This is a genomic window from Janthinobacterium sp. 13 (genome assembly GCF_002749695.1).
Lineage (GTDB): Bacteria > Pseudomonadota > Gammaproteobacteria > Burkholderiales > Burkholderiaceae_D > Janthinobacterium > Janthinobacterium kumbetense.
In genome coordinates this window covers 4,934,150-4,960,801 of sequence record NZ_PEEQ01000001.1, presented here as the reverse complement: position 1 = coordinate 4,960,801, position 26,652 = coordinate 4,934,150, and the positions used below count along the sequence as shown (strand labels likewise).

At 61.4% G+C, this 26,652-nt stretch carries 29 protein-coding genes and 1 tRNA gene; 5 read left to right on the top strand and 25 right to left on the bottom strand.

The annotated features are described in order from the left end of the window. Positions 1-7: 7 nt before the first annotated feature. The 16 genes from CLU94_RS21845 to rpsO form a co-directional block, all read right to left on the bottom strand. The gene (locus CLU94_RS21845) at positions 8-1,261 is read right to left on the bottom strand and encodes an NADH-quinone oxidoreductase subunit D (RefSeq protein ID WP_034749992.1); all 1,254 of its coding nucleotides are present in this window, start codon (positions 1,259-1,261) and stop codon (positions 8-10) included. Then, positions 1,261-1,854: an NADH-quinone oxidoreductase subunit C gene (locus CLU94_RS21840; RefSeq protein ID WP_099667159.1), complete on the bottom strand. Its 594-nt coding sequence runs from the start codon at positions 1,852-1,854 to the stop codon at positions 1,261-1,263. The genes CLU94_RS21845 and CLU94_RS21840 overlap by 1 nt, the downstream gene beginning before the upstream one ends. Positions 1,855-1,871: 17 nt before the next feature. Then, complete coding sequence (locus CLU94_RS21835) at positions 1,872-2,348, bottom strand: NuoB/complex I 20 kDa subunit family protein (protein ID WP_010399733.1); 477 nt, start codon at positions 2,346-2,348, stop codon at positions 1,872-1,874. Between the two features lie 3 nt (positions 2,349-2,351). After that, complete coding sequence (locus CLU94_RS21830; protein WP_010399734.1) at positions 2,352-2,711, bottom strand: NADH-quinone oxidoreductase subunit A; 360 nt, start codon at positions 2,709-2,711, stop codon at positions 2,352-2,354. Positions 2,712-2,888: 177 nt separating this feature from the next. Further along, a tRNA-Leu gene (locus tag CLU94_RS21825) sits at positions 2,889-2,973 on the bottom strand. A 191-nt stretch (positions 2,974-3,164) separates the two neighbouring features. Then, a complete protein-coding gene (secG, locus tag CLU94_RS21820) occupies positions 3,165-3,569 on the bottom strand; it encodes a preprotein translocase subunit SecG (RefSeq protein WP_034749996.1) in 405 nt (134 codons plus the stop codon). A gap of 28 nt (positions 3,570-3,597) precedes the next feature. Beyond that, entirely contained in the window at positions 3,598-4,347 is a 750-nt protein-coding gene (gene tpiA, locus CLU94_RS21815) for a triose-phosphate isomerase (RefSeq protein WP_099667158.1), read from the bottom strand. Between the two features lie 72 nt (positions 4,348-4,419). Beyond that, positions 4,420-5,400, bottom strand: a complete 981-nt coding sequence (locus CLU94_RS21810) for an NAD(P)H-quinone oxidoreductase (RefSeq protein WP_099667157.1) — start codon at positions 5,398-5,400, stop codon at positions 4,420-4,422. Positions 5,401-5,471: 71 nt separating this feature from the next. Next, positions 5,472-6,080, bottom strand: coding sequence for a tetratricopeptide repeat protein (locus CLU94_RS21805; RefSeq protein ID WP_077407077.1), 609 nt, complete (start codon positions 6,078-6,080; stop codon positions 5,472-5,474). A 63-nt stretch (positions 6,081-6,143) separates the two neighbouring features. Then, a complete protein-coding gene (locus tag CLU94_RS21800; protein ID WP_099388387.1) occupies positions 6,144-6,905 on the bottom strand; it encodes a GIN domain-containing protein in 762 nt (253 codons plus the stop codon). Positions 6,906-7,014: 109 nt separating this feature from the next. Further along, the gene (locus CLU94_RS21795; RefSeq protein ID WP_099667156.1) at positions 7,015-7,224 is read right to left on the bottom strand and encodes a hypothetical protein; all 210 of its coding nucleotides are present in this window, start codon (positions 7,222-7,224) and stop codon (positions 7,015-7,017) included. Positions 7,225-7,386: 162 nt separating this feature from the next. After that, the gene (locus CLU94_RS21790; protein WP_180278727.1) at positions 7,387-9,339 is read right to left on the bottom strand and encodes a methyl-accepting chemotaxis protein; all 1,953 of its coding nucleotides are present in this window, start codon (positions 9,337-9,339) and stop codon (positions 7,387-7,389) included. Positions 9,340-9,460: 121 nt separating this feature from the next. Beyond that, positions 9,461-9,757, bottom strand: a complete 297-nt coding sequence (locus CLU94_RS21785; RefSeq protein WP_099667155.1) for a hypothetical protein — start codon at positions 9,755-9,757, stop codon at positions 9,461-9,463. Between the two features lie 9 nt (positions 9,758-9,766). After that, the gene (locus CLU94_RS21780; RefSeq protein ID WP_099667154.1) at positions 9,767-10,462 is read right to left on the bottom strand and encodes a hypothetical protein; all 696 of its coding nucleotides are present in this window, start codon (positions 10,460-10,462) and stop codon (positions 9,767-9,769) included. Positions 10,463-10,688: 226 nt separating this feature from the next. After that, positions 10,689-12,806, bottom strand: a complete 2,118-nt coding sequence (pnp, locus tag CLU94_RS21775; RefSeq protein WP_010399742.1) for a polyribonucleotide nucleotidyltransferase — start codon at positions 12,804-12,806, stop codon at positions 10,689-10,691. Positions 12,807-13,038: 232 nt separating this feature from the next. Beyond that, positions 13,039-13,308: a 30S ribosomal protein S15 gene (gene rpsO / locus CLU94_RS21770; RefSeq protein ID WP_010399743.1), complete on the bottom strand. Its 270-nt coding sequence runs from the start codon at positions 13,306-13,308 to the stop codon at positions 13,039-13,041. A 185-nt stretch (positions 13,309-13,493) separates the two neighbouring features. On the opposite strand from rpsO, the gene bamE reads away from it, so the two are divergent. Further along, complete coding sequence (gene bamE / locus CLU94_RS21765; protein WP_099667153.1) at positions 13,494-13,991, top strand: outer membrane protein assembly factor BamE domain-containing protein; 498 nt, start codon at positions 13,494-13,496, stop codon at positions 13,989-13,991. A 131-nt stretch (positions 13,992-14,122) separates the two neighbouring features. Here bamE and CLU94_RS21760 read toward each other — a convergent pair whose 3' ends face one another. The 9 genes from CLU94_RS21760 to CLU94_RS21720 all read right to left on the bottom strand — a co-directional run bounded on the left by CLU94_RS21760 (position 14,123) and on the right by CLU94_RS21720 (position 23,867). Then, on the bottom strand, positions 14,123-15,667 hold the full coding sequence (locus CLU94_RS21760) for a 2-isopropylmalate synthase (RefSeq protein WP_099667152.1): 1,545 nt from the start codon (positions 15,665-15,667) through the stop codon (positions 14,123-14,125). A gap of 48 nt (positions 15,668-15,715) precedes the next feature. Continuing rightward, on the bottom strand, positions 15,716-16,567 hold the full coding sequence (gene pssA, locus CLU94_RS21755) for a CDP-diacylglycerol--serine O-phosphatidyltransferase (RefSeq protein ID WP_077407095.1): 852 nt from the start codon (positions 16,565-16,567) through the stop codon (positions 15,716-15,718). 157 nt (positions 16,568-16,724) lie between these two features. Further along, a complete protein-coding gene (locus tag CLU94_RS21750) occupies positions 16,725-17,492 on the bottom strand; it encodes an SIMPL domain-containing protein (RefSeq protein WP_099667151.1) in 768 nt (255 codons plus the stop codon). Between the two features lie 101 nt (positions 17,493-17,593). Continuing rightward, a complete protein-coding gene (locus tag CLU94_RS21745) occupies positions 17,594-18,349 on the bottom strand; it encodes an SIMPL domain-containing protein (protein WP_099388393.1) in 756 nt (251 codons plus the stop codon). Between the two features lie 206 nt (positions 18,350-18,555). Further along, positions 18,556-19,794 carry an MFS transporter gene (locus CLU94_RS21740; protein WP_218965311.1) on the bottom strand — a complete coding sequence of 413 codons (1,239 nt, stop codon included), beginning with the start codon at positions 19,792-19,794 and terminating at the stop codon, positions 18,556-18,558. A 190-nt stretch (positions 19,795-19,984) separates the two neighbouring features. Continuing rightward, positions 19,985-20,395 carry a hypothetical protein gene (locus CLU94_RS21735; RefSeq protein WP_099667149.1) on the bottom strand — a complete coding sequence of 137 codons (411 nt, stop codon included), beginning with the start codon at positions 20,393-20,395 and terminating at the stop codon, positions 19,985-19,987. Positions 20,396-20,551: 156 nt separating this feature from the next. Further along, positions 20,552-21,568 (bottom strand): ketol-acid reductoisomerase, encoded by a 1,017-nt coding sequence (gene ilvC, locus CLU94_RS21730; RefSeq protein WP_034750044.1) that lies wholly within the window; start codon positions 21,566-21,568, stop codon positions 20,552-20,554. Positions 21,569-21,642: 74 nt separating this feature from the next. Next, the gene (ilvN, locus tag CLU94_RS21725; protein WP_010399754.1) at positions 21,643-22,134 is read right to left on the bottom strand and encodes an acetolactate synthase small subunit; all 492 of its coding nucleotides are present in this window, start codon (positions 22,132-22,134) and stop codon (positions 21,643-21,645) included. 2 nt (positions 22,135-22,136) lie between these two features. Continuing rightward, complete coding sequence (locus CLU94_RS21720) at positions 22,137-23,867, bottom strand: acetolactate synthase 3 catalytic subunit (RefSeq protein WP_099667148.1); 1,731 nt, start codon at positions 23,865-23,867, stop codon at positions 22,137-22,139. A 496-nt stretch (positions 23,868-24,363) separates the two neighbouring features. On the opposite strand from CLU94_RS21720, the gene CLU94_RS21715 reads away from it, so the two are divergent. Genes CLU94_RS21715 through CLU94_RS21700 form a run of 4 tightly spaced genes read left to right on the top strand, consistent with a single transcriptional unit; the run spans position 24,364 to position 26,636 of the window. After that, positions 24,364-24,933, top strand: a complete 570-nt coding sequence (locus tag CLU94_RS21715) for an RNA polymerase sigma factor (RefSeq protein WP_034779551.1) — start codon at positions 24,364-24,366, stop codon at positions 24,931-24,933. Beyond that, positions 24,930-25,334 carry a DUF3619 family protein gene (locus tag CLU94_RS21710; protein ID WP_099667147.1) on the top strand — a complete coding sequence of 135 codons (405 nt, stop codon included), beginning with the start codon at positions 24,930-24,932 and terminating at the stop codon, positions 25,332-25,334. The genes CLU94_RS21715 and CLU94_RS21710 overlap by 4 nt, the downstream gene beginning before the upstream one ends. Beyond that, positions 25,334-26,110 (top strand): DUF3106 domain-containing protein, encoded by a 777-nt coding sequence (locus tag CLU94_RS21705; RefSeq protein WP_099667146.1) that lies wholly within the window; start codon positions 25,334-25,336, stop codon positions 26,108-26,110. Before CLU94_RS21710 ends, CLU94_RS21705 begins: the two co-directional genes overlap by 1 nt. Continuing rightward, positions 26,100-26,636: an RDD family protein gene (locus CLU94_RS21700; protein WP_099667145.1), complete on the top strand. Its 537-nt coding sequence runs from the start codon at positions 26,100-26,102 to the stop codon at positions 26,634-26,636. Before CLU94_RS21705 ends, CLU94_RS21700 begins: the two co-directional genes overlap by 11 nt. Positions 26,637-26,652 lie beyond the last annotated feature (16 nt).

Sequence of the window (26,652 nt, the reverse complement as noted above, 5' to 3'; positions counted from 1 at the left end):
TTGCCTCTTAGCGGTCAATACTGCCGAACACGATATCTTGCGTCCCGATGATGGTCACGGCGTCGGCAAGCATGTGCCCACGCGCCATCTCGTCGAGCGACTGCAAGTGGGCGTAGTCTGGCGCGCGCAGTTTCATGCGGTACGGCTTGTTGGCGCCGTCGGACACCAGGTACACGCCGAACTCGCCCTTCGGATGTTCCACGGCGCTGTAGGCCTCGCCTGGCGGCACGTGGAAACCTTCCGTGAACAGCTTGAAGTGGTGAATCAGCGATTCCATGTTGGTCTTCATGTCGACGCGGCCCGGAGGCGCCACCTTGCGGTTGCTGGTCATGACAGGACCTTCATTGTTGCGCAGCCACTCCACGCATTGCTTGATGATGCGGTTCGACTGGCGCAGCTCTTCCACGCGAACCAGGTAGCGGTCGTAGCAATCGCCGTTGGTGCCGATAGGAATATCGAAATCCATCAAGTCGTATACTTCGTACGGCTGTTTCTTGCGCAAATCCCACTGCACGCCCGAGCCGCGCAGCATGGCGCCCGTAAAGCCCATGGCCAGCGCATCTTCCGGCGAGACCACGCCGATGCCGACGGTACGCTGTTTCCAGATACGGTTGTCGGTCAGCAAGGTTTCGTACTCGTCCACCGAGTTCGGGAAACGGCGCGCGAAGTCTTCGATGAAGTCCAGCAGGGAGCCCTGGCGGTTTTCGTTCAGCTTGCCGATGGCCTTGGCGTTGCGGATGATCGACGCCTTGTGCTGCGGCATCGCATCCGGCAAATCGCGGTATACGCCGCCCGGACGGTAGTAGGCCGCGTGCATGCGCGCGCCCGACACTGCCTCGTAGGCGTCGAACAAGTCTTCGCGGTCGCGGAAGCAATACAGGAACGGGCCCATGGCGCCGACGTCCAGCGCGTGGGTGCCCAGCCACATCAGGTGGTTCAGGATACGCGTCATCTCGTCGAACATGACGCGGATGTATTGCGCGCGCAGCGGCACTTCCAGGCCCAGCATCTTTTCGATGGCCATCACGTATGCATGTTCATTGCACATCATCGACACATAGTCGAGACGGTCCATGTACGGCACGGATTGCAGGTAGGTCTTCTGTTCAGCCAGCTTTTCGGTGGCGCGGTGCAGCAGGCCGATATGCGGGTCGGCGCGCTGGATGACTTCGCCATCCATCTCCAGCACCAGGCGCAGCACACCGTGCGCGGCCGGATGCTGTGGCCCAAAGTTCAGGGTGTAGTTCTTAATCTCAGCCATTATTTCATCCCGTAATGTTCTTCGCGGATCACGCGCGGCACGTTTTCCCGCGGCTCGATCGTCACGGGCTGGTAAATCACGCGCTTTTGTTCCGGATCGTAGCGCATCTCGACATAGCCGGAGACGGGGAAATCCTTGCGGAACGGATGGCCGATGAAACCGTAGTCGGTCAGCAGGCGGCGCAAGTCGTTGTGGCCTTCGAAGAGGATGCCCAGCAGGTCGAATGCTTCGCGCTCGTACCAGTTGACGGCACGCCAGATGCCGACCACGGAGGGCAGCAGCGGCATGTCGTCGTCCGGCGCGAACACGCGCACGCGCACGCGCCAGTTGTGCTTGACCGACAGCAAGTGCGAAACGGCCGCGAAACGCAGGCCATCCCAGCTACCGTCGCCATAGGTCGAGTAGTCGACGCCGCACAGGTCGAGCAATTGCTCGAAATGCAGGGTCGGATCGTCGCGCAGGGTCTGCATCACGGCCAGGTAGTCCTCGGCCTTGACGACCAGGGTGGCTTCCCCCAGCGCAACCGTCGTGCTAACGCGATCGCCCAGGGCAGTGCCGAGGGCGTTTTGCAATACTTCTAAATGTGTTGTCATAATCTGAAGCGGCCCCGTTAGCGTGCGATCGTGCTGGTACGCTTGATCTTGTTCTGCAACTGCATGATGCCGTACAGCAAGGCTTCAGCGGTCGGAGGACAGCCAGGCACATACACGTCGACGGGCACGATGCGGTCGCAACCGCGCACCACGGAATAGGAGTAATGGTAGTACCCGCCGCCATTGGCGCAGGAACCCATCGAGATGACCCAGCGTGGCTCTGCCATCTGGTCGTAGACCTTGCGCAGGGCCGGCGCCATCTTGTTGCACAGGGTGCCGGCAACGATCATGACGTCGGACTGACGCGGCGACGGACGAAACACGACGCCGAAACGGTCCATATCGTAGCGGGCTGCGCCCACATGCATCATTTCGACCGCACAGCAGGCCAGACCGAACGTCATCGGGAACATAGACCCGGTGCGCGCCCAGTTGATCAGCTTGTCGGCCGAGGTGGTGATGAAACCTTCGCTTAATACGCCTTCAATAGCCATGGCTTATTCCCAGTCAAGGGCACCTTTCTTCCAAATGTACCAAAATCCGACCACGAATTCAGCGATGAACACCATCATCGTGACGAAACCGGCCCAGCCCAGGTCGCGCATTGCAACGCCCCATGGGAAAAAGAATGCCGTTTCCAGATCGAACAAAATAAACAGGATTGCGACCAGATAGTAGCGCACATCAAATTTCATGCGCGCGTCTTCGAATGCTTCAAAGCCACATTCGTACGGGGAGAGTTTTGCTGCGTCGGGCTTGTTAGGGCCTAACAGGCGCCCCAGGAGCTGGGGAGCGATACCGACACCAAGGCCGATAATAATGAACAGCAGGACGGGGAAGTAATTTTCGAGGTTCACGATTGATGAGCTTATATTGAACGATCGGTTAAATGAGGACGCTGCGATCATTTGCAGCGTATCTAACGCACGACCCCAATCAAAGCTAAGACCAGGATCGAACGACACATCCTCGTAAAAAAAGCCAGCAACTTTGTACGAGCCATGGCTCGTGCGCCGTTGCTGGCTTCTGATTTCTGGTGCCGACGACGAGACTCGAACTCGTACAGCTTTCGCCACTACCCCCTCAAGATAGCGTGTCTACCAATTTCACCACGTCGGCGGTAAGGCCCGTATTCTACTCTGCTTTGCCGCTAAAGTTAATGCACAAATGCATCAAAACACAGATAAAAACGATAAATTTTTACATCTTCCAGCGCGCCACGATTTTTTCCTGCCGCACTGCTAAAACATTGAGCAATAATCTGCCCGTAATGAGAATTACTCTCGATGAGGTATCGAGCTGATACAGAATTACTTCGGAATCGCGCCGGCCGGGGTGCTGGCAACCGGAGCCGCCGCTGCCGGAGCGCTGGCAGCTGGAGCAGCTGCTGGCACCGTCGTCGGGATCGCGCCCGCGCCGGTGACTGGCACTGGCTTGACGACTTTATCCATCACGCCGCCGCCGACCGTGGTGGCGCGCTGATTCGCCATCAGCGACAGGGCCAAGGTGGCGCCGAAGAAGATCGCGGCGGCAACGCCCGTCGATTTCGACATGAAGTTCGACGAACCCGTCGCACCGAACAGGCTGCCCGAGGCGCCCGAACCGAAGGCGGCGCCCATGTCGGCGCCCTTACCGTGCTGCAACAACACCAGCGCGATAATCGACAATGCCGAAATAACCTGTACTACCACTACCAGATTGAACATCATGTTCATTGCAATTCCATTCTTAGTTTAAAGTAATTCAATCAGCGGCGTGAATAATCGCCAGGAAATCCGCCGCCTTCAATGCTGCTCCACCGATCAGACCGCCATCGATATCCGGCATCGCCATCAATTCTTTTGCGTTCTCCGGCTTCATGCTGCCGCCGTACAGGATTTGCACGCCGGCGGCCGCTACCGCATTCTTTGCCACCAGCTGGGCGCGCAATACCTGATGCACGTCCTGCGCCATTTGCGGCGTGGCGGTCTTGCCCGTGCCGATGGCCCAGACTGGCTCATAGGCCAGCACCAGTTTCGCCACGTCGTCGTCACCAATGGCCGCCAGCACGGCGCCCAGTTGCTGCGCCACTACGGCATTGGTCTGGCCCGCTTCGCGCTGCGCCAGGGTTTCGCCGATGCAGACGATAGGCGTGATGCCCGCCGCCAGCGCGGCAACCGTCTTGGCCGCCACCTGCGCATCGCTCTCGCCATGGTAGGCGCGGCGCTCGGAATGCCCGATCACCACATAGCTGCAGCCGAAATCCTGCAGCATGGCGGTCGAGATTTCTCCCGTGTAGGCGCCGCTGGCGTGCGCGGACACATCCTGCGCGCCCCAGCCCAGGGCCGTGCCTGCCAATTGCGCCTGGCACTGCGCCAGATACGGCGCAGGCACACAGACGGCGCTGGCGGCGCCAGAGGCAGCCAGGCCAGCAACTATTTCAGACAATAACACCGCGTTCGAGGTGCGACTGCCGTTCATTTTCCAATTTCCGACGACGAGTTTGCGACGCATAGTAGCCTAAATTCTAATAACCCGTCATTCTAACTCCGGCACCGATGCCGGTCAAACAGGCAGTGCCCCGTTTCAGGCAACTTGCAACATGATCTTGCCCACGTGCGTGCTCGCCTCCATCAAGGCATGCGCCTCGTTGGCTTTTTCCAACGGGAAAGTTTGATAGATCACGGGCTTGATCTTGCCCGCCTCGATCAGCGGCCAGACCGTCGTGCGCAAATGGCTGGCGATGGCCGCCTTGAAGGCGACGGAACGGGGACGCAGGGTGGAACCCGTCACCGTCAGGCGGCGGCGCAGCAAGCTACCCAGGTCCAGTTCCGCCTTGGTGCCGCCCTGCACGGCGATCAGGCCGATGCGGCCATCGTCGGCCAGGCAATCGATTTCGCGCGGCAGGTAGTCGCCGCCCACCATGTCGAGGATGACGTCGACGCCTTTGCCACCGGTCAATTCCTTGACGACGGCGACGAAATCTTCCGTGCGGTAGTTGATACCCCGTTCGGCGCCCAGCGCCTCGCAGGCGCGCGCCTTCTCGTCGCTGCCCGCCGTGGCGAACACGCGATGGCCCAGGGCGGCCGCCAGCTGGATGGCCGTCACGCCGATGCCGGACGTGCCGCCCTGCACCAGTAACGTTTCGCCGTCAAGCAGCGCGCAGCGGTCGAAGACATTGCTCCAGACGGTAAAGAAGTTTTCCGGCAGGGACGCGCCTTCCAGCGCCGTCAAGCCTTGCGGCAAGGGCAGGCACTGGCCGCTTGGGGCGGCGCAGTATTCGGCATAGCCGCCGCCCTGCACCAGCGCGCAGACGAGGTCGCCCTTCCTGAATCCGGTATTGGTAAAGTCGCCATCGACGATTTCGCCCGCCACTTCCAGGCCCGGCAAGTCGGATGCGCCGGCGGGCGGCGCATACTTGCCCAGGCGCTGCAGCACGTCGGGACGGTTGATGCCGGCCGCGTGCACCTTGATCAGCAGTTCGCCCGCCTTATATTGCGGCATGGGACGTTCCGCGATCTGCAAAACGTCGGCGGGACCTGGCTGGCTGATGGCAACTGCACGCATGGCGGGACTCTCTCAAGGGAAAACGGCGATTGTACGCCAAGCCGCCCTCCCCTGCAGACCACCGCCCCGTCTTAACCGGCGCCCGTTTTCGACTGGCGCGGCAAGGGCGTGCCCGGCTTCCATTTCGCCGACAGGGCTTGCCCCTCTTCGACTTGCTCATGCGTCATCTTGCGCACCACGGCGGCGCGCTGGTCGGCCGCATTCGCGTTGCCATTCGCCGCCGCCAGGTTCCACAGCATGTAGGCGATGACGTTGTCCTGCTGCACGCCGCCCATGTGGTAGCGGTACATCAGGCCCAGCACCTGCTGCGCCTCGGCATGGTTCTGCTCGGCCGCCTTGCGGAACCAGCCCACGGCTTGCTTGTGATCCTGCAGCACGGCGTTGCCCGTGTAATACATGGCGCCCACCACATACTGGGCGTCGGCCTTGCCCTGCTCGGCCGCCTTGCGGTGCCAGAACATGGCTTGCTTGTAATCCTGCGGCAAGCCCCGTCCCATGTAATACATCAAGCCCAGCAAATGCTGGGCATCGGCGTTGCCGGTCTTGGCAAGGGGCAATATTTCCTTGTAGGCCAAGGCGTAATTCTTGTTGTTGTAGGCACTGGCGCCTTCGGCGAAGCCAGCCCGCGCGGGTAGCTGTATCGTCAACAGCATGAGTAATGTAATGATCAGTTTTTTCATCGGAATGGGATGTGGTCTGACTACTTATTCTTGTCCTGCCAAAAGGCCTGCGGCAGGATGCTTTTACTTCCAGCTAACTTTGCCCAGGCCCTCGACGCTGACATCGCGGTTGACCGGCTTGCCGTACACCACCACCGAACCGAGCCCGCTCAAGTTCAGCTTGGCATTCGTATGGGCATTCACCGTGGCGTTGCCGAGGCCGCTCAATTCCAGGTTCACGGCGTCCGCTTCGAATTGCTGCGCATTCAGGCTGCCCAGGCCGCCCAGGCTGGCTTTCAAGAGTCGTCCGCGTCCGCCCAGCACGACAGAGCCCGCGCCCTGCAAGTCCAGCTCGGCCCGCTCATTGTTACCGATCCATATCTGCATGCTGCCCACGCCGCCCAGGCTGGCATTGAGCTTGCGGTAGTCGCCCACCAGCTTGATGCTTCCCGCCCCTTCCAGCGACAGGGTCAGTTCCTCGCCCTTGAAACCCGTGATGTCCGTGCTGCCGAAGCCTTCCGAGCTCAGCTCGCGCAAATTCGGCAAGACCAGGTCGGCGCGTATCGACGAAGGGCCGATCTTGAAGCCGCGCACTTCCGTTTCGATGTGCAGGGTATCGCCGCTTTGCGCCGTGCTGACATCGGCGATGTAGCGCTTGTCGGCCGTGATGCTCAGCGAAGGCACGTTGCCCTGGCGAATGCGCACCTCCATCACGCCATCGAGCTTGACGCGCACCACGCGGGCGTCGATGTTGCGCATTTCCAGCAAGCGGGTCTCGGCGGCCGCGCCGCGCACCAGGCCCAGAGTCGCCAGGAACAGCAGCGCCAATTGCAGTGTCTTTTTCATGTAGTGCATCCTCGGTATCTTGTTTTTATGTGTCGCGGCGCCCTCGTGGGACTCGCGCGCATCGCCGCTGGCTGCCACTGTAGCAGCAGCAAAAATTGCTGACAATCAATTATGCAAAACGGGCTTTTTCCAAGGCGGTCAGGCGCTTGGCCTTGACCACCACCACTTGCATGGCCGCCTTGTTCGCTGGCGCGGCCAGGGTGGCCGTGGAACTGGCCACTTGCAGGGCCGGGGCGGCCGGGGCGATGGCGTAGCAGCTGGCGCCGAGCAGGATGGCGGCGGCAACGGCGATGACTTCCATGTTTTTAGCGACGTTCATTTGAATCTCCTCGGGTGTCTGGCAGTGGGCTTGCGGTATGGTGTCACTATAGCCATACCGCTCCCGGCAGACACGCCGATTGCGACGAACTGCGCTTTTGGCAGGCTGGCCTGACAAAAACGCGGATGAACGTGCCAAATAAGCGTCGCGATTGCTGTACGCTTAAAACTCTTCCCACTCGTCGGCGCCGGACTTGGCCGCCTTGACGGGCTTGGCCGGCGACAGTGCGCGGGCTGGCGCGCGCGGCGCGGGAGCACGAACGGCCGGCTTCGCCTTGAGGCGGGTCACGGGCGCGGGCGCGGCGGCAGGACCCGCATCGCCGAGGCGGAACATGCCGACGGCTTGCGCCAGGTCCACGGCCTGCTCCTGCAGGCTTTCCGCGGCAGCGGCGGCTTGTTCGACGAGGGCCGCGTTTTGCTGCGTCATGGTATCCATGTGCGTGACGGCCGTATTGATCTCGCCGATGCCGGCGCTCTGTTCGCGGCTGGCCACCGTGATCTCGCTCATGATGGTCGTCAATTGCTGCACCGACGCCACCACCTGGTCCATGGTCTGGCCCGCCTCATCGACGAGGCGCCCGCCCGCATCGACTTTTTCCACCGAATCGCCGATCAATTCCTTGATTTCCTTCGCCGCGCCGGCAGACCGTTGCGCCAGGTTGCGCACTTCGGACGCCACCACGGCAAAGCCCCTGCCCTGCTCGCCCGCGCGCGCCGCCTCGACGGCCGCGTTCAGGGCCAGGATATTCGTCTGGAAGGCGATGCCGTCGATCACGCCGATGATGTCGACGATCTTGCGCGAGCTTTCCTGGATGCCGGCCATGGTGCCGACCACTTGCTGCACCACGCGGCCGCCCTTGGCCGCCACTTCCGAGGCGGATACGGCCAGCTCATTGGCCGCATGCGCGTTTTCCGCATTCTGCTTGACGGTCGACGTCAGCTCATCCATCGAACTGGCCGTTTCTTCCAGCGCGCCCGCCTGCGCTTCCGTGCGCGAAGACAGGTCGGCGTTGCCTGCGGCAATATCGGCCGATTCGCTGCGCACCAGGGTGCTGATGCTGCGGATCTGCACCAGCACGGTGGCGATCTTTTCGACGAACAAGTTGAACGCCTTGGCAATCTGCGCCAGCTCGTCCGTGCCTTCCGCGTCGAGGCGGCTGGTCAGGTCGCCGTCGCCCGTGGCGATCGCTTCCATCGCATCGCGCACCAGGCCCAGGCGGCGCAAGGCGCGCGCCACCAGCACGCTCAAGACCGTGGCGGCCAGGGCCAGCACCAGCAAGGCCGTCAGGGCCGAGGCGCGCAGCATGGAGCTCAGGGCTTGCGTCGCTTCTGCGCGGTCGAGCACGGTCGCCAGCAGCCAGTCGCTGCCCGGCACCTTGCTCACATGCAAGATGCCATTGCGTTCGCCCAGGCGGATGGCGGCGCCGTCGCCGCTCTTTTCGATATCGGCCAGCGCCTGCGCACTGAGGCCCGGGTCCAGCTCGGCCAGCGGCTTCAGGGTCAGCTTGCCGTCCGGGTGGGCGATGATCTTGCCGCCGCCATCGACGAGGAAGGCATAGCTGGACGCCGTCGGCTTGATCGAGGCGACGTTTTGCACCACCGCATCCATCATCACGTCGGCCGCCATCACGCCCGTCACGCTGCCCTTGCCGCCCAGCGGCTCGGCAAACGTCACCACCAGCTTGCCCGTACTGGCGCCGATGTAGGGCGCCGTGATGATGGGGCCGCCCACTTCGGACGCCAGCTTGTACCAGGGCCGCGCCGTGGGATCGTAGTCGGCGGCGCGCTTGCGCTCCTGCGAAAAGACGGCGTGCTTGTCGGCAAAGCCGATATACGCCATGTCGAAGGTGCCGGCCTGCTCGGCCGCCTTCAGGGCCGGCAGCGGGTCGGCCGCCGTGGCGCCCTGCTTGAGCGAGCCCACGACGGCTTGCTTGGAACGCAGCCATTCGGCGATGGCCGCGGCATGGCTGTGCGACAACTGCAGCATCTGCGTGTCGAGCGCGGCCAAGGTGCTGGAGCGGGTAGTGAAGAAGTTGGCGATGGCGACGGCCAGCATGGCCAGCACGACGATGGAAACGGCGATGGCGATCAGCCGCGCCTTAAGGGAGGACAACATGGTGCATCCAATAAAAAAGAGAAAATCGGGAGGGATGCGCCATGGTCAGGGAATAAGATTTTGTCGTCAAGCAATACTGACAGTCAATTACCCATAAACAACAATTGATACCATATATTAATCAGATCTCGCCGCGCAGCTTGCGCAGGGCCGGCGATTCGCCGCCCGTCGCCTCGATGCGGAAACGGGCAAATGCCTGCTCCAGTTCGGGGTAACGGCGCAAGTCGCCTTCCGTGAAATAACGCCCGCCGGGGATGTCGCCCCACGGCAAGGGCGCCGTCAAGGCGCCGCTGCCCGCCAGGGCCAGCAGCGGCTCCAGCGCGCTGCGCAGGTCGGCCACTTCCCCATCGGCGGGCGCCAGGCGCGCCAGCAACTGTTCCAGTTCGGCGGCATGGGCTTGCAGGCGCGGTTGATCCATCATCTCTCCTCAATTCTTGATCGTGCCGATCAGCACGGGGACCGACCACAGGCTGCGGTTGGGCAGCAAATACTGCTGCGCCCCGCCACGGCGCCGCACCAGCCCGCCCAGCTCTTCCGTCGGCGCCACCTGGCTGACGAACACGCTGACGGTACCCTTGGGCATGACCTGATACACATCATACAGCGGCGCCTCGCTCTTCAAGGGCAAGCCGAAACAGTCGGCCAGGCTGGCGCACTGGCCCGAGGCCAGCTGCAATTGCACGCTGGTGGTGAAATACGGCGAGTACGGCGACACATTCTGGCCATGCGGCACGATCTTCACCAGCGCGGCCGACATGGCTTGCACATCGGGCAAGGTGCTGCCGGAGGCGAGCTGCTCGACCGCGCGCGCGTAAATCGTCTCGGCCGGGGCGGCAGGATCGGCGGCGCGCAGTTCGCGCAGGAATTGCTGGCCCGGCGCGCTGTCCAGGTAGGGATCGATGGCTTCGCGCTGCAAGCCCGCCGTCCTGAAGGTGCTGAGGTCATTGATTTCGCGCGCATGCACGGCGCGCAAGGCGTCGAGGTCTTGCACCGGCATGGCCGCGGATGCGGCGGCGATAGGGATGGGTAACGGCACCGGCGTCGGTGCGCTGTCCAGCTGCGCCCGGACACCGGGCGCGACGGCAAGCAGAAAGGCGGCGGCCAGCCCGCAGTATGTGCGCATGCTGCATCTCCTTGGAAGACTCGTTCAGGGGAAGATCCCATGCCGAATCTACAGAGAGCAGCGGCGGCCGATACGCGCTGGATCAAGGCCGGTGCAGACAGGCGGGCAACGCGGCACACGCCTTCGATACAGCGCAAACGCGACGCATAAAAAAACCGCCAGGGCTTGCGCGCCGGCGGTTTTTGAGCATGCGGCCGAAGCCGCACTCAGGCGAACCTGAAGGACATTAAGCGGCTGGCGCTTCGTTGCCTTCGGCAGCTTTCATCGACAGTTTCAAACGGCCGCGGTCGTCCGTTTCCAGCACTTTGACGCGCACCAGCTGGCCTTCTTTCAGGTAGTCGGCCACGGCGTTGACACGCTCGTTGGCGATCTGCGAGATGTGCAGCAAGCCGTCCTTGCCTGGCATGACTTGCACGATGGCGCCGAAGTCCAGCAGTTTCAGCACGGTGCCTTCGTAGGTCTTGCCCACTTCGACGGAAGCGGTCAGTTCCTCGATGCGGCGCTTGGCTTCCTGGCCGGCAGCGGCGTCGACGGAAGCGATGGTGACCACGCCTTCGTCGCTGATGTCGATCTGGGTGCCCGTCTCTTCGGTCAGCGCGCGGATCACGGCGCCGCCCTTGCCGATCACGTCACGGATTTTTTCCGGGTTGATCTTGATCGTGATCAGACGCGGTGCGAAATCGGACAGTTCGGTTTTGACGTGCGGCATGGCTTTTTGCATTTCGCCCAGGATGTGCTCGCGGCCTTCCTTGGCTTGCGCCAGTGCCACTTGCATGATTTCCTTGGTGATGCCCATGATCTTGATGTCCATCTGCAGCGCCGTGATACCGTTGCGGGTACCGGCTACCTTGAAGTCCATGTCGCCCAGGTGATCTTCGTCGCCCAGGATGTCGGACAGCACGGCAAACTTGCCGCCTTCCTTGATCAGGCCCATGGCGATACCGGCCACGTGCTCTTTCATCGGCACGCCGGCGTCCATCAGTGCCAGGCAGCCGCCGCACACGGAAGCCATCGACGAGGAACCGTTCGATTCCGTGATTTCCGAGACCAGGCGCACCGAGTAGCTGAACTCTTCAGCTGCTGGCAGGGCGGCGATCAGCGCGCGCTTGGCCAGGCGGCCGTGGCCGATTTCGCGGCGTTTTGGCGTACCGACACGGCCCGTTTCGCCGGTGGCGAATGGAGGCATGTTGTAATGCAGCATGAACGAATCCGTGAACTCGCCCATCAGCGCGTCGATCTTCTGGCTGTCGCGGGCGGTGCCCAGGGTAGCGACGACCAGCGCTTGCGTTTCGCCGCGCGTGAACAGGGCCGAACCGTGGGTGCGTGGCAGCACGCTGGTGCGGATCGAGATCGGACGCACGGTGCGCGTGTCGCGGCCGTCGATGCGTGGCTCGCCGTCCAGGATTTGCGTACGCACGATTTTCGCTTCGATGTCGAACAGGATGTTGTTGACTTCAGCGCTGTCGATCGATGCGCCGCCGGCGGCAGCCGCTTCGGCCGACAGGTCGGCGATCACTTCCGACGTCGCCGCTTTCAGCTTGGCCGTACGCTCTTGCTTGTCCTTGGTTTGATACGCGTCATTGATCTTGGCGTTGGCGAAATGCGCGACGCGGGCGATCAGTGCTTCGTTTTTCGGCGCAGGCGCCCATTCCACTTCCGGCTTGCCGCCGTCACGCACCAGGTCGTGAATCGCGTCGATGACGACTTTCATCTGGTCGTGGCCGAAGACCACGGCGCCCAGCATGATTTCTTCGGACAGCTGTTTCGCTTCCGATTCGACCATCAGCACGGCCGTTTCGGTACCGGCGACCACCAGGTCCATTTCCGACGTTTTCAGTTGCTGGACGGTCGGGTTCAGGATGTACTGGCCATTGGCGTAACCGACGCGCGCGGCGCCGATAGGACCGTTGAAAGGCACGCCCGATACGCACAGGGCAGCCGAGGCGCCGATCATGGCGGCGATGTCCGGATCGATTTCAGGGTTGACCGACAACACGTGAATGATGACTTGCACTTCATTCAGGTAGCCTTCCGGGAACAGCGGACGGATAGGACGGTCGATCAAACGGGATGTCAGTGTTTCTTTTTCGGAAGGACGGCCTTCGCGCTTGAAAAAACCGCCCGGGATTTTACCGGCAGCATAGGTTTTCTCGACATAATCAACCGTCAAAGGGAAGAAATCCTGGCCTGGCTTGGCATCTTTGCGTGCCACCACCGTTGCCAGAACGACGGTATCTTCGATCGACACCAGCACTGCGCCGGATGCCTGACGTGCGATTTCGCCGGTTTCCAGGGTCACTTGATGTTGACCGTACTGGAAGGTTTTCGTAACTTTGTTAAACATGGGGTATCCCTTTTCTAATTGCCGACAGATTTTCAGGGGCTGTCGTTCACCTCACCACAGGCGGCGTAAAAATGCTGCCTTTACTTGTTGCCACCTTTGCTACTTTACTTTTAAAACATGATATCGGTAGAGAATACTGTACTTCTCGACATAAATCCGGAATTCAAATGACAAAATGCCCGCGTCAGCGAACTGGCGCAGGCATTTCTGTATAAACCTTGTACGGCAAAAATTACTTGCGCAGACCAAGTTTAGCGATCAGGTCGCGATAACGGGTAGCGTCTTTAGCCTTCAGGTAGGACAACAGGCTCTTACGACGGTTGACCATCATGATCAGGCCGCGGCGGGAGTGGTGATCTTTCGAGTGGGCTTTGAAGTGGCCGTTCAGTTCGTTGATGCGAGCTGTCAGCAGTGCAACTTGCACTTCAGGGGAGCCGGTGTCGTTTTGACCACGTGCGTTGTCCGCGATGATAGCGGCTTTGTTGATGTTTTCTACTGTCATGATAAACCTTTCACATGCGGTGCACAGAGTCTGAACCCTATCCACCGTGAACTACGATTATTAAAATACTGGCCTATGCTGCCAACCAGACGCGCAAGTATATCGGAAAAATGCCCGCCTGTATCCTGCCGTGCGCGCTTTTCTCGGTGCATGATAGGGTTTTCCTGCATTTCAGGAGGTCAAACATGAAAAATCTGCTCAAATTAGCAACACCCATGCTGTTTGCCGTCCTGGCCGGCTGCGCCAGTTGGAACGTCCCGCCGCCGCAGCCGGGCGAGCCGCGCGCCGCCGTGGAAGCGCGCTTGGGCCGGCCAAGCAACATCTACCAACTGCCCACGGGCGCGGAACTGGAATACGCGACGGGCCCCTACGGCCAGTACACGTACATGGCCCGCTTCGGCCCCGACGACAAGCTCATTTCCTACGAGCAAGTGCTCGATACGCCGGGCTTTGCCCGCATCAAGGTGGGCGTATCGACCCAGCAAGATGTGCTGCACACCCTGGGCCGCCCGACGGAAACCTCGTACCTGTCGCTGCCGAAACTGCACGTCTGGTCTTACCGCTACAAGGAATCGGGCGTCTGGGATTCCATGATGCACGTGCACTTCGACCACGACGGCATCGTGCGCATGATGATGAACGGACCCGACCCTGCCAAGGAGGAGCGGCGGTTTTTCCGCTGATTCATTACCTGTGCAACAACGCCTGATAAAACCGTAGCGAGCGGAAGAGAGAGGTGACTAAGAAGCGCAAGCGTACTCTGGTACGGTGAGCATCAAATTCTGGGGTCAGACCCGGCGAGTCTGACCCCGACTTACGGCTGCGGGTCGATGCGCTCATCCTTGGCATGCAGTTTATTCAGTGCCGACAGATACGCCTTCGCCGACGCGACGATGATGTCCGGGTCGGCGCCCACGCCGTTGACGATGCGCCCGTCGCGCGACAATCGCATCGTGACTTCGCCCTGCGACTGCGTGCCCGTGCTGATGGCATTGACGGAGAACAAGACCAGCTCCGCGCCGCTGGCGGCCGCGCTTTCGATGGCGTTGACGGTGGCGTCGACGGGGCCGTCGCCCCGCCCTTCGCAGCTCAGTTGCTTGCCGCCGACGAGGAATTCCACGCGCGCATGGGGCACGGCGCCCGTCGTCGACTGCTGCGTCAGTGAAATGAAACGGTAGTGCTCACTCTCCTGCGCCTGCTGTTCCTCGCTGACGAGGGCCATGATGTCTTCGTCGAAAATCTCGGATTTCCGGTCCGCCAGTTCCTTGAAACGGATGAAGGCGGCATTGATGTCCGCTTCCGATTCCAGCGCGATGCCCAGCTCATGCAGCCGCTGCTTGAAGGCGTTGCGGCCCGACAGTTTTCCCAGCACGATCTTGTTGGCCGTCCAGCCCACGTCTTCGGCGCGCATGATTTCATACGTCTCGCGCGCCTTCAAGATGCCGTCCTGGTGGATGCCGGACGCGTGCGCAAAGGCGTTCGCGCCGACGACGGCCTTGTTCGGCTGCACGGCAAAGCCCGTGATTTGCGACACCATCTTGGATGCGGCCACGATTTGCGTCGTGTCGATACCCACCGTCAAGTTGTAATAGGCGGCGCGCGTGCGCAGCGCCATCACCACTTCTTCCAGCGCCGTGTTGCCGGCCCGCTCGCCCAGGCCATTGACCGTGCATTCGATCTGCCGCGCGCCGCCTATCATGACGCCGGCCAGGGAATTGGCCACAGCCAGGCCCAGGTCGTTATGACAATGGACAGACCAGATGGCTTTATCTGAGTTCGGGATGCGTTCGCGCAAGCGGCGGATGGTGGCGCCGAAGATTTCCGGCACGGCGTAGCCCACCGTATCGGGGAAATTGATGGTGGTGGCGCCCTCGGCGATCACGGCTTCCAGCACGCGGCACAGGAAATCCTCGTCGGAGCGGCTGCCGTCTTCGGGGCTGAATTCGATGTCGTCCGTGAACTGGCGCGCGTAGCGCACGGCGTTTTGCGCTTGCGTAAGCACTTGCTCTGGCGTCATGCGCAGCTTCATCTGCATGTGCAGGGGCGACGTGGCAATGAAAGTGTGGATGCGCTTGCGCTCGGCCGGCGCCAGCGCTTCGGCGGCGCGGGCGATGTCGCGGTCGTTGGCGCGCGACAGCGAGCAGATGGTCGATTCGCGCACGGCGCCGGCTATCGCCCGTATCGACTCGAAGTCGCCTTGCGAGGCGGCGGCGAAGCCCGCTTCGATCACGTCAACCTTCAGGCGCTCGAGCTGCTTGGCGATGCGCAGCTTTTCCTCGCGCGTCATGGAGGCGCCCGGCGATTGCTCGCCGTCGCGCAAGGTGGTGTCAAAAATGATGAGTCGGTTGCTGGTGCTCATGGCTGCTCCTGGCTGGCTGAAGACTGGCGACGCTACCGACTCAGCGCATCAATGCTCGGGGTCGGTCTGGATAATGCTGACGGGCTTGCCCTTCGCCATGCGCCAGAAGAACACGGCGTAGCCGGACAGGCCATAGGCGACGAAAATCGGGAACAGCACTTTCGGCGGGTCGATGGAGATGAGCGCAAAGAACAATGCCAGCAGGAATACCACGATGAACGGCACGGACTTGCGGAAATTCACATCCTTGAAGCTGTAGAACGGCACGTTGGTGACCATGGTCAGGCCGGAAAACAGGGCGATCGCCCACGACACCCAGGCCAGCTGGTTGCCGGCAAATTCCAGGTCGTTCATCAACAGGATGAAGCCGGCCACCATGGCCGCCGCCGCCGGGCTGGGCAAGCCCTGGAAGAAGCGCTTGTCGACCACGGCGATATTCGTGTTGAAACGGGCCAGGCGCAAGGCCGCGCCGGCGCAATACACGAAGGCGGCCAGCCAGCCCAGCTTGCCCATGCCGCGCAGCGACCATTCGTAGATCACCAGCGCGGGCGCGGCGCCGAAGGACACCATGTCGGACAGGCTGTCGTACTGGGCGCCGAATTCGCTCTGCGTATTCGTCAGGCGCGCGATGCGGCCGTCGAGGCCGTCGAGGATCATGGCGATGAAGATGGCCCAGGCCGCGTGTTCGAATTTCTGGTTCATGGCCATGACGATGGCGTAGAAACCGCAAAACAGGGCTGCCGTCGTGAAGGCGTTCGGCAACAGATAGATGCCGCGGCGGCGCAAGGTTTTCTTGCCAGTGCCATCGGTCACCGGCTGGCGCACGAATTTGCTGAAGCGGGACGCTTTGGATGCTGCGGGAGTGCCGTTCTTGCCTCTACGACGGGGGAAGTTTGCCATGTTGTTCCATATCTTGTGTACTGCGGGGGAATCGGTGCCAGATGGCAGGCGCATGACTGTCTCGCCATGCGCCCGCCGATATTGCCATTATAGAGGAGCTACCGCCAAAGAAAAGCGTGGCGGCGTCAAGCTGACAATATTGATCCCGAAGCTAGCCTTATTTGAACTTGACCTTCGCCACCAGGCCCATGTTGAGGGTCGTTTCGCCTGGCTCGAAGCTCGGTTCGGCCACCTGGTTGCCGCCATAGCCCATGGCGTCGGCACTCATGTTGCGCGCGCCGGCCACGCTGACGCGCTGCGCGTAATTGCCCGAGCCTTCGAAATCGATGGTGTCGATCACGGCGTCATTGACGTTGCGGCCCATGGCGCCGGCGATGGCGGCCACGCGTTCGTTCAGGTTCCTGTAGGCGGCGACGATGCGCTGGTCGTCGAGCTTGCGGATGGTGGCGGGCGCCAGGCCGAAGTTCAGGCGGTTCAGGGTCAGCACGCCTTGCGCCGCGGAAACGGTTTTCGGCAAGGCGGCCAGGTTGGTCGTCGTGACCTGCAGGTATTGGCCCACTCTCCAGCCCGTCGGCACGCGCGGCTTGGCGGCGACGCCTGGCGGCAGCGGCGCCGTTTCCGGGTACACGGCATACGTGTAGTAGCCCTGGGTCTTCAGCACGGCTTGCGGATCGGCTTTCTTGACGATGGCGGCGCCCTGGTTCATCTTCTGGTTCACGCGCGAGGCGGCGGCGGCCTTGTCCTTGTCCTGCTCTTCGATGGCCAGGGTGACGGTCACCTGGTCATTCGCATGCACGACTTCGCCGTTGGCGGGCACCACCACGAGGGTGCCGGAAGTGGGCAAGGCCTGGGCTTGTGCGCCCAGGGCAACGGTGGCGGCGGCGGTAACGACAGCGGCGGCCAGCATGGTTTTCATGACGGTCATGGTGTTCTCCTGAAAAATAATGGGGCAAAAACGACCATGGGGCCAACAGCCCCATGATTTTCAAAACAGTCTAACGCGGAATTGTTTCCACGCTAATGCACTTACTTGAACTTGACCTTGCCGACGACACGCATGTCGAGCGTCGTTTCGCCCGGCTCGAAGCTCGGTTCGGCGACGGTGCTGTCTTCGGCCATCTTGGCGCTGCGCATCATCATCGGTGCGGCGGCAGCACGGTTTTCGGTGACATAGTTGCCCGAACCTTCGAAGTCCACCGTATCGAGCACGGCGTCGGAAACGTTGCGGCCCATGGCCTTGGCGATGGCGGCCACGCGTTCGTTCAGGTTCTTATACGTGGCGGCGATGCGCTGATCGTCCAGCAGGCGGATGGTTTCCGGCTTCAGGCCGAAATTCAAGCCATTCAGGGTCAGCACGCCTTGCGCCGCCGACACGGTTTTTGGCAGGGTCGCCAGATTGGCCGTCGTCACTTCCAGGTACTGGCCCACGCGCCAGGCCGTTGGCAAACGCGGCTTGGCCACGGCGCCGGCTGGCAATGGGCGCTCTTCCGGATACACGGGATAGGTGTAATAGCCATACGATTTCAGCGCGGCAGAAGGATCGGCCTGCTTGACGATGGCGATACCCTTGTTCATCTTCTGGTTGACTCGCGACGCGGCGGCTGCCTTGTCCTTGTCCTGTTCTTCGACGGCCAGGGTAGCGACCACCTGGTCATTGACATGCTTGACTTCGCCAAACGCGGGTACGACCACCAGGGTGCCGTTGGTCGGCAGGGATTGGGCTTGTGCGCTCAAGGCAACGGTGGCTGCGGCGGCAACAAGGACGGATTTCATCACGGTCATGGGGTACTCCTAGGTAGTTAATATGGCTGACAGCCCGCGAAAGGGGTGGCTGTTGCCACCTCTTTCGCTTGAGAAACTTGTCAAACTGTGTAGATTCTAACGCCTCATTCATTCCTGTGGCGCAAATTAACAAATCGTCACAAAATGTGCTTGCCAGTCACATCTGCTCACATTTCAATACACCGTCATTCAAAATAACAATGTTATCAGTGACCCGCCACCGGGCCGCCGCTGCGCCGGCCCGGCTTGAAACTGTAACGCCGCGCGCGCCAGGCGATGGTCAAGGCCACCAGCAGCAAGGCCAGCATGGCCCAGGGGAACGAGGCCGCGCCATAGCCGTCCAGCAGCACGCCGCCCGCCAGGCCGCCGCCCGCGATGGCCACGTTCCAGATGGTCGCCACCATCGCCTGCGCCACATCCATGCCGTCGCCGGCCGCGTCGGCCGACGCCGTCTGCAGCAAGGTGCCGGCGCCGCCAAAGGTGACGCCCCAGATGGCCATGCTGACATAGATCACGGCCGGCGAGTCCATCGCCAGGCCCAGCGCCACCACCACGCAGGCCAACGCGGCGAGGCAGCCCAGCACGAGCGGGCGCAGCCAGCGGTCGATCAACTGGCTGACCAGCCAGATGCCGGCCAGCGAGCCCACGCCATACACGAGCAGCACCAGGTCGATGCGGGGACGCAAGCCGGACGGCGCCAGGAACGGCGCGATATAGGTATACAGAATGTTATGCGCCAGCATCCAGGCGACGATCACCGCCAAGATCGGCCGCACGCCCGGCGTCATGAACACCTGGCGGATCGACAGGCGTTCGCCATTCCTTTGCCCCGGATAATCGGGCACGGCCACCAGTATCCAGGCGACCAGCACCACGGCCAGGCCGGACATGATGCCGAAGATGCTGCGCCAGCCCAGCACGCCGCCCAGCAAGGTGCCCAGCGGCACGCCCAGCGACAGGGCCAGCGGCGTACCGATCATGGCGATGGCCATCGCCCTGCCCTGCTGTTCCACGCTGACCATGCGGCGCGCATAGCCGGCCATCAAGCCCCAGGCCAGCCCGGCCGCCATGCCGGCCAGGAAGCGCGAAGCCAGCGCCACCATGTAATTGGGCGCCAGCGCCGTCATGGTATTGAAGACCAGGAAGCCGCCGACGGCCAGCAGCAGCACCTTGCGGCGGCGCCAGCCGCTGGTCATGGCGGTCAGGGGGATGGCGGTCAGGATGGAGCCGATCGCAAACACCGTGACGAGCTGACCCGTCATGACTTCGGAAATGCCGAGGCCCTGCGAAATCTGCGGCAACAGGCCGGCAGGCAAGGTTTCGGCCAGGATGGCGATAAAGCTGGTCATCGCCAGCGCCAGCAAGGCGGCCAGCGGAAAGCGTCGGGAAATGGCAGTGCCGGCAGAGCCTGAAACAGGCACGGCGGCGGTCATACGGTCAGTCATGTGGGTACCTCGGGTTGCGCAGGCAGCGCCTCAACGAGCCTGGCGTGCTATCAAATAGCGGTAATGCGCGTTGCGGTCGGCAGATACCGAAACAGATGCAGCGATATGAAACTGCAAAGGAAGGGCGGAATTGTAGCGCAAACGCCGCGACGGCGTGCGCAGGGAAATAGCCGTGTTCAGGCAGCCATGCTCAGGCTGGCGTCATGCAGGCATCATTAGCCGCCTTGCGTGGCGAAAACCAGGCATTCGATTTCGGACTGTACAGGAAGGCGCAGATGACGGCGAACATGAGCGCGCCAGGCAAGACGTCCATCTTGACCGGCAAGGTCGCCAGGCAGAGCGCAATGTCGATCACGCCCCACACCAGATACACCGTGCGCGCGCCACGCTGCCTTTGCAGCATGGCCAGTGCTGCCACCAGGGTGATGCCCTGGCTGAAGAGCAAAATCGCGTATTGCACTTCGGCGGGAATCACGCCGTCCCCCATTGCGGCCAGCATGGCGGGGTCGTGGCGGCCGAGGAAAGCCGACACCAGCGCCAACAGCGAGCCGATGACCAGAAACCAGCAGCTGACGGCAACCGCGACGGGGCGCTTGACCACATGAAGATTCCCGACAAAAACTTTAGAAAAAACAAGCATGAGGCTGACGGTATTGTTGAATGGGCCTGATTGTAACGGATGTTGCCTGCCAGGCGCCGGCGCACATAAAAAAGCCGGCTTGCGCCGGCTTTTTTATGGTGAATCAGCAAAAAATGCTTAGTTTTTCGACTGGTCGACCATCTTGTTTTTCGCGATCCAAGGCATCATGGCGCGCAGTTTCGCGCCCACTTCTTCGATCTGGTGCTCGGACGTCAGACGACGGCGCGAGATCAGGGTCGGTGCGCCTGCCTTGTTTTCCAGGATGAAGCTCTTCGCGTATTCGCCCGTTTGAATGTCTTTCAGGCATTGACGCATCGCATCCTTGGTGGCCGACGTCACGACTTTAGGACCGGTCACGTATTCGCCGTATTCGGCGTTGTTCGAGATCGAGTAGTTCATGTTGGCGATGCCGCCTTCATAGATCAGGTCGACGATCAGCTTCAGTTCGTGCAAGCACTCGAAATACGCCATTTCAGGCGCGTAACCGGCTTCCGTCAGGGTTTCGAAGCCGGCCTTGATCAGTTCCACGGCGCCGCCGCACAGCACGGCTTGCTCACCGAACAAGTCCGTTTCAGTTTCTTCGCGGAAATTCGTTTCGATGATGCCGGCACGGCCGCCGCCGTTGGCCGACGCGTACGACAGGGCGATATCGCGGGCGATGCCCGATTTGTCCTGGTACACGGCGATCAGGTGAGGCACGCCGCCGCCCTGGGTGTAGGTGGCGCGCACGGTGTGGCCCGGGGCCTTCGGCGCGACCATGATCACGTCCAGGTCGGCGCGTGGCACGACTTGGCCGTAATGCACGTTGAAGCCGTGGGCGAAGGCCAGCACGGCGCCTTGCTTGGCGAACGGGGCGATGTTTTCGTTGTAGACCTGAGCGATGTTTTCATCTGGCAACAGGATCATGATGACGTCGGCCGCTTTCACGGCGTCGTTGACTTCCGCCACTTTCAAGCCCGCTTGCTCGACCTTGGTCCACGACGCGCCGCCCTTGCGCAGGCCGACGGTGACGTTGACGCCCGAATCGTTCAGGTTTTGGGCGTGTGCATGGCCTTGCGAACCGTAGCCGATGATGGCAACGTTTTTGCCTTTGATCAAGGAGAGGTCAGCGTCTTTGTCGTAAAAAACTTTCATGGTATTTCCTATAATTTGATGATGCGTTGTTGTTTTAAATGCGGCGCCAGGGCCGCGTAGAGCTGCTTGTATTTTTATACTTTGAGGATGCGTTCGCCGCGGCCGATGCCGGAACCACCCGTGCGGACGGTTTCCAGGATGGCGGCGCGGTCGATCGAATCGATGAACGCGTCGAGCTTGACCTTGTTGCCGGTCAATTCGATCGTGTACGTCTTTTCGGTGACATCGATGATGCGGCCACGGAAGATATCGGCGGTGCGCTTCATTTCCTCGCGCTCCTTGCCCACGGCACGAACCTTGATCAGCATCAACTCGCGTTCGATATGCTGGCCTTCGGTCAAGTCCACCACCTTCACCACTTCGATGAGGCGGTTCAAGTGCTTGGTGATCTGCTCGATGATGTCGTCCGAGCCGCTGGTGACAATGGTCATGCGCGACAGGGTCGAGTCTTCCGTCGGCGCCACGGTCAACGTTTCGATGTTGTAACCGCGTGCCGAGAACAGGCCCACCACGCGCGACAGGGCGCCCGCTTCGTTTTCCAGCAAGACAGAAATAATATGGCGCATGATTAGAGGTCCTCCGAGCCGAGCATCATTTCGGACAGGCCTTTGCCGGCTTTCACCATGGGCCACACGTTTTCGGACTGGTCGGTAATGAAGTTCATGAATACCAGCCTGTCTTTCATGCCGAACGCCTCTTTCAGGGCGCCGTCGACGTCGCCCGGTTTTTCAATTTTCATGCCCACGTGGCCATATGCCTCGGCCAGTTTCTCGAAGTCGGGCAGCGAATCCATGTACGACTCGGAATAGCGCGAACCGTAATCGATTTCCTGCCACTGGCGCACCATGCCGAGGAAACGGTTGTTGAGCATGATGATCTTCGGCGTCAAGTGGTACTGCTTGCACGTTGCCAATTCCTGGATGCACATCTGGATCGAACCTTCGCCCGTGATGCAGGCAACGGTGGCGTCCGGATTGGCCATCTGCACGCCCATGGCGTACGGCAAGCCGACACCCATGGTGCCCAGGCCGCCGGAATTGATCCAGCGGCGCGGCTTGTCGAAACCGTAGTATTGCGCAGCCCACATCTGGTGCTGGCCCACGTCGGACGTGATGAAGGCGTCGCCCTTGGTGATCTGGAACACCTTTTCCACCACCGATTGCGGCTTGATGACGAGGTCGGAGGTCGGGTACTTCAGGCATTCGCGGCCGCGCCATTCGGCGATCTGCTTCCACCAGTTGCTCAAGGCATTGACGTTCGGCTTGGCTTCGGCCGCGTCGAGCTGCGCGAGGAACTCGATCAGCACGTCCTTGACGTTACCGACGATGGGAATATCGACCTTGACGCGCTTGGAAATCGACGAGGGATCGATGTCCACGTGGATGATCTTGCGCGGATGCGAAGCGAAATGTTTCGGGTTGCCGATCACGCGGTCGTCGAAGCGGGCGCCGATGGCGATCAGGACGTCGCAATTCTGCATCGCCATGTTCGCTTCATAGGTGCCGTGCATGCCGGGCATGCCGACATACTGCTCGCTCGAGGCGCGGTAGCCGCCCAGGCCCATCAAGGTGTTGGTGCAAGGGAAACCCAGGCGGTCGACCAGCTTGTTCAGCTCGGCCGAGGCATTTGCCAGGATCACGCCGCCGCCCGTGTAGATCATCGGGCGTTCGGCTTGCAGCAACAGCTGCACGGCCTTGCGGATCTGGCCCGAGTGGCCCTTGTCGACGGGACGGTAGGAACGCATCTCGACTTCCTTCGGATAGTCGAAATGGCATTTGTGCATGCTGATATCCTTGGGGATATCGACCAGCACGGGTCCCGGACGGCCGGTACGGGCGATGAAGAAGGCTTTCTTGATCGTCGCTGCCAGGTCCTTGACGTCCTTGACGAGGAAGTTGTGCTTGACGACGGGGCGCGTGATGCCGACCGTGTCGCATTCCTGGAACGCATCCTGCCCGATGGCGTGGCTCGGCACCTGGCCGGAGATCACCACCATGGGAATCGAGTCCATGTACGCGGTGGACAAGCCCGTGACGGCATTCGTGACGCCCGGACCGGACGTGACGATGGCGACACCGACCTTGTTCGAGCTGCGCGAATAGGCATCGGCGGCGTGGATCGCGGCCTGCTCGTGGCGTACCAGAATATGCTGGAATTTGTTTTGCTGGAAGATGGCGTCGTAGATGTAGAGTACGGCTCCGCCCGGGTATCCAAAGACGTGCTCGACGCCCTCTTCAGCCAGACAGCGCACGACAATTTCTGCGCCCGTAATTGGTCCTGCTGCTGCTTCGGTATTCATGAAACATTCCTTTCAAGGTCCATTGGAGATTGATCGGATGTTCTTTCCTGACGAAGTTCGCTGTGCGCGACAGTGCTCCTGCTTCCCTTTTCATGCGGTCACGCAATTTCTTTGGGCACCCATAGATACCTTACAAAACAACGCTTAACGCAACTCGTTTGGCCGGAGTTTCTGTGGCGCCTGTACGAACCGCTCGCGCTTGTGGCGCGGGTTAGAACAAACTGCCTACAAATGAAAGCGCGTCTTGCCGCGGATGGCCTTGTGTGCCGGTCGCGACCTGACCATAGGGCTTTGGGGTGTTCAAAGCGTCCTATACGGTATCGCGTCGCACCATTATGGTCAAGGAAAATGTCAGCCGAAAGGCCATTTTGCGCGCACGGAGTGCAAAAACTCTGCGGAAACGCACATTTTTTGCTAGCATGCACGAGGTTGCAAAAAGCATACCCGCCCCCATTTCGCCCACCGCACCCGCAGCCGCTAAGATCCCCCATACCGCATGGCAACAGACAAAGAATTATCCGACTTTCTAGAAAATGTCGAGCGGCGCGCCTTCAAGCAAGCCGCCTACGCGGTCCGCAAGGAAGAATCGGCACTCGACATCGTGCAGGACGCCATGATCAAGCTGGCCGAGAAATACGGCGACAAGCCGGCCGCCGAACTGCCGATGCTGTTCCAGCGCATCCTGCAAAACACCATCCTCGATTATTTCCGCCGCGAAAAAGTCCGCAACACCTGGGTCAGCCTGTTTTCCGGCATGAAGCCCTCGGGCGACGAGCATGAGGATTTTGATATACTTGACACTTATGAATCGGAACAGGGCTCCAGCGCCGCCGAATCCTCGGCCGACCAGGTCGAGCGCGCGCAAATCCTTGATTTGATTGATGCGGAGGTACAAAAACTGCCGTCACGTCAACGCGAAGCCTTCCTCATGCGTTATTGGCAGGACATGGATGTGGCTGAAACAGCGGAAGCGATGGGTTGCTCCGAAGGTAGCGTGAAAACACATTGCTCTAGAGCTACCCACACGCTCGCCGAATCGCTGAAAGCCAAGGGAATTAAATTATGAACACCGACGATCTCAATTTCGCTTACAAAGTGCGCCATGCACTGAACGAAAAACTCGACGACCTGCCCGCATCGGCCACCGATCGCCTGGCAGCGGCACGCAAGCTGGCCCTGTCCCGCAAGAAGGCGGACGCGCCCGCCGCCGTCGCCGTGCGCCAGAATGTGTTCGCCGGCGTGGCCAGCAGCCTGTTTGTCGAGCCGCTGTCGTGGCTGGGGCGCATGAGCGTCATCATCCCCCTGCTGCTGCTGGTCGGCGGCATGGTGGGCATCTATCAGTTTGAGCAAGAACAACATATTGCCGAACTGGCAGAAATCGACGCCGCCGTGCTGTCGGACGAATTGCCGCTTTCCGCCTACATGGACCATGGCTTCAATGCCTACCTGACGAAACGCGAGCAATAATGACACGCTCAAGCGTACGCAAAGGCTGGCTGGCCGGCGGCATCGGCCTGGGTGCCTGCGCCCTGGCCGGCGCCGCCTGGGTTGGCGCGCAGCAACATGCCGCGCCCGCCGCTCCTCCCGTGGCAGCCGCACCCGTGGTGGCGCCCGCGCCGGCCTCGACAGCCAAGCCCGGTTCGCCCCGCACGGCCGGCAAGGGCGGCACGCCGCCCAAGACCGGCGAGAATCCCTCGTGGAACAAGTTGTCGCGCGCGCAGCAGGAAGCACTGCAGCCGCTGGCGAGCGAATGGAACAAGCTGGAAGCCTTGCGCAAGCAGAAATGGCTCGATATTGCCAGCCGTTTCGCCTCCATGACGCCGGACGAGCAAACGCGCGTGCATGAACGCATGCGCGAATGGATCAAGCTGACGCCGGAACAGCGCCGCCTCGTGCGCGAAAACTATACGCGCACGAAGAAGATTGATCCTGGTCAAAAAACCGCGCAATGGGAGCAGTACCAGCAATTGCCGGAAGATCAAAAGAAAAAACTGGCGACGGAACTCGTGCCGAAAAAGCCGCTGGAAAAAGTGCCCGCGATCAATTCGAATACGAGCAAGCCGGCCCCGATCCTGCTGCCCGCCACGCCGGCAGCGCCTGCGGCCGCCGCACCCGTCCTGCCGCCCGCGCCCGCAGCGACGGCCGTGCCGAGCGATCCCGCCGCGGCCCCCGCCACCGTGCCCGTCACGCCATCTGTTACGCCATCTATTACGCCTGCCCCACTGCCAACCAATGCCAAATAGCACGCCTGCCGCCAGCATCACTTCCCATCCCACGATCAAGCGCCGCCTGATTTCCATGGTGTACGAGTCGCTGCTGGCCCTGGCCGTGCTGTTCCTGCCCTTCCTGCTGTTCGAGCTGGCCGTGCAGGGCGCGCATACGCCGCTGACGGAACACATGCGCCAGTGCCTGGCCTTCCTCGTCATGGGTGCGTATTTCATCCATCAATGGAGCCGCGAAGGGCAAACCCTGGCCATGAAGACGTGGCGCCTGAAAGTCGTGCTGCCGGGCCACGCCCACGTGCCGCTGCGCGTGGCCGCCTACCGCTATGTCCTGTCATGGATGTGGCTGCTGCCAGCCCTGCTGGTGTCGTACCTGCTGGACTTGCAGCACTGGACGGCCCTGGGCGCCATCGGTGTCGGCATCCTGGCCTGGTCCAGCACGGCCCTGTTCACGGGCAATGGACAATTTCTACACGACAAGCTGGCGGGCACGCACATCGTGCAATTGCCGGCCCCGGCGAAGAAGCCGAAGAAAGTCGCCGCCTGAGTTTTGACGCGGCTTG

What these genes read in the sequence shown, in the direction of transcription:
- CLU94_RS21845 (WP_034749992.1), bottom strand. Translation starts at nt 1,261, where the DNA reads ATGGCTGAGATTAAGAACTACACCCTGAACTTTGGGCCACAGCATCCG.
- CLU94_RS21840 (WP_099667159.1), bottom strand. Translation starts at nt 1,854, where the DNA reads ATGACAACACATTTAGAAGTATTGCAAAACGCCCTCGGCACTGCCCTG.
- CLU94_RS21835 (WP_010399733.1), bottom strand. Translation starts at nt 2,348, where the DNA reads ATGGCTATTGAAGGCGTATTAAGCGAAGGTTTCATCACCACCTCGGCC.
- secG (WP_034749996.1), bottom strand. Translation starts at nt 3,569, where the DNA reads ATGAACATGATGTTCAATCTGGTAGTGGTAGTACAGGTTATTTCGGCA.
- tpiA (WP_099667158.1), bottom strand. Translation starts at nt 4,347, where the DNA reads ATGCGTCGCAAACTCGTCGTCGGAAATTGGAAAATGAACGGCAGTCGC.
- CLU94_RS21810 (WP_099667157.1), bottom strand. Translation starts at nt 5,400, where the DNA reads ATGCGTGCAGTTGCCATCAGCCAGCCAGGTCCCGCCGACGTTTTGCAG.
- CLU94_RS21805 (WP_077407077.1), bottom strand. Translation starts at nt 6,080, where the DNA reads ATGAAAAAACTGATCATTACATTACTCATGCTGTTGACGATACAGCTA.
- CLU94_RS21800 (WP_099388387.1), bottom strand. Translation starts at nt 6,905, where the DNA reads ATGAAAAAGACACTGCAATTGGCGCTGCTGTTCCTGGCGACTCTGGGC.
- CLU94_RS21795 (WP_099667156.1), bottom strand. Translation starts at nt 7,224, where the DNA reads ATGAACGTCGCTAAAAACATGGAAGTCATCGCCGTTGCCGCCGCCATC.
- CLU94_RS21790 (WP_180278727.1), bottom strand. Translation starts at nt 9,339, where the DNA reads ATGTTGTCCTCCCTTAAGGCGCGGCTGATCGCCATCGCCGTTTCCATC.
- CLU94_RS21785 (WP_099667155.1), bottom strand. Translation starts at nt 9,757, where the DNA reads ATGGATCAACCGCGCCTGCAAGCCCATGCCGCCGAACTGGAACAGTTG.
- CLU94_RS21780 (WP_099667154.1), bottom strand. Translation starts at nt 10,462, where the DNA reads ATGCGCACATACTGCGGGCTGGCCGCCGCCTTTCTGCTTGCCGTCGCG.
- pnp (WP_010399742.1), bottom strand. Translation starts at nt 12,806, where the DNA reads ATGTTTAACAAAGTTACGAAAACCTTCCAGTACGGTCAACATCAAGTG.
- rpsO (WP_010399743.1), bottom strand. Translation starts at nt 13,308, where the DNA reads ATGACAGTAGAAAACATCAACAAAGCCGCTATCATCGCGGACAACGCA.
- bamE (WP_099667153.1), top strand. Translation starts at nt 13,494, where the DNA reads ATGAAAAATCTGCTCAAATTAGCAACACCCATGCTGTTTGCCGTCCTG.
- CLU94_RS21760 (WP_099667152.1), bottom strand. Translation starts at nt 15,667, where the DNA reads ATGAGCACCAGCAACCGACTCATCATTTTTGACACCACCTTGCGCGAC.
- pssA (WP_077407095.1), bottom strand. Translation starts at nt 16,567, where the DNA reads ATGGCAAACTTCCCCCGTCGTAGAGGCAAGAACGGCACTCCCGCAGCA.
- CLU94_RS21750 (WP_099667151.1), bottom strand. Translation starts at nt 17,492, where the DNA reads ATGACCGTCATGAAAACCATGCTGGCCGCCGCTGTCGTTACCGCCGCC.
- CLU94_RS21745 (WP_099388393.1), bottom strand. Translation starts at nt 18,349, where the DNA reads ATGACCGTGATGAAATCCGTCCTTGTTGCCGCCGCAGCCACCGTTGCC.
- CLU94_RS21740 (WP_218965311.1), bottom strand. Translation starts at nt 19,794, where the DNA reads ATGACTGACCGTATGACCGCCGCCGTGCCTGTTTCAGGCTCTGCCGGC.
- ilvC (WP_034750044.1), bottom strand. Translation starts at nt 21,568, where the DNA reads ATGAAAGTTTTTTACGACAAAGACGCTGACCTCTCCTTGATCAAAGGC.
- ilvN (WP_010399754.1), bottom strand. Translation starts at nt 22,134, where the DNA reads ATGCGCCATATTATTTCTGTCTTGCTGGAAAACGAAGCGGGCGCCCTG.
- CLU94_RS21720 (WP_099667148.1), bottom strand. Translation starts at nt 23,867, where the DNA reads ATGAATACCGAAGCAGCAGCAGGACCAATTACGGGCGCAGAAATTGTC.
- CLU94_RS21715 (WP_034779551.1), top strand. Translation starts at nt 24,364, where the DNA reads ATGGCAACAGACAAAGAATTATCCGACTTTCTAGAAAATGTCGAGCGG.
- CLU94_RS21710 (WP_099667147.1), top strand. Translation starts at nt 24,930, where the DNA reads ATGAACACCGACGATCTCAATTTCGCTTACAAAGTGCGCCATGCACTG.
- CLU94_RS21705 (WP_099667146.1), top strand. Translation starts at nt 25,334, where the DNA reads ATGACACGCTCAAGCGTACGCAAAGGCTGGCTGGCCGGCGGCATCGGC.
- CLU94_RS21700 (WP_099667145.1), top strand. Translation starts at nt 26,100, where the DNA reads ATGCCAAATAGCACGCCTGCCGCCAGCATCACTTCCCATCCCACGATC.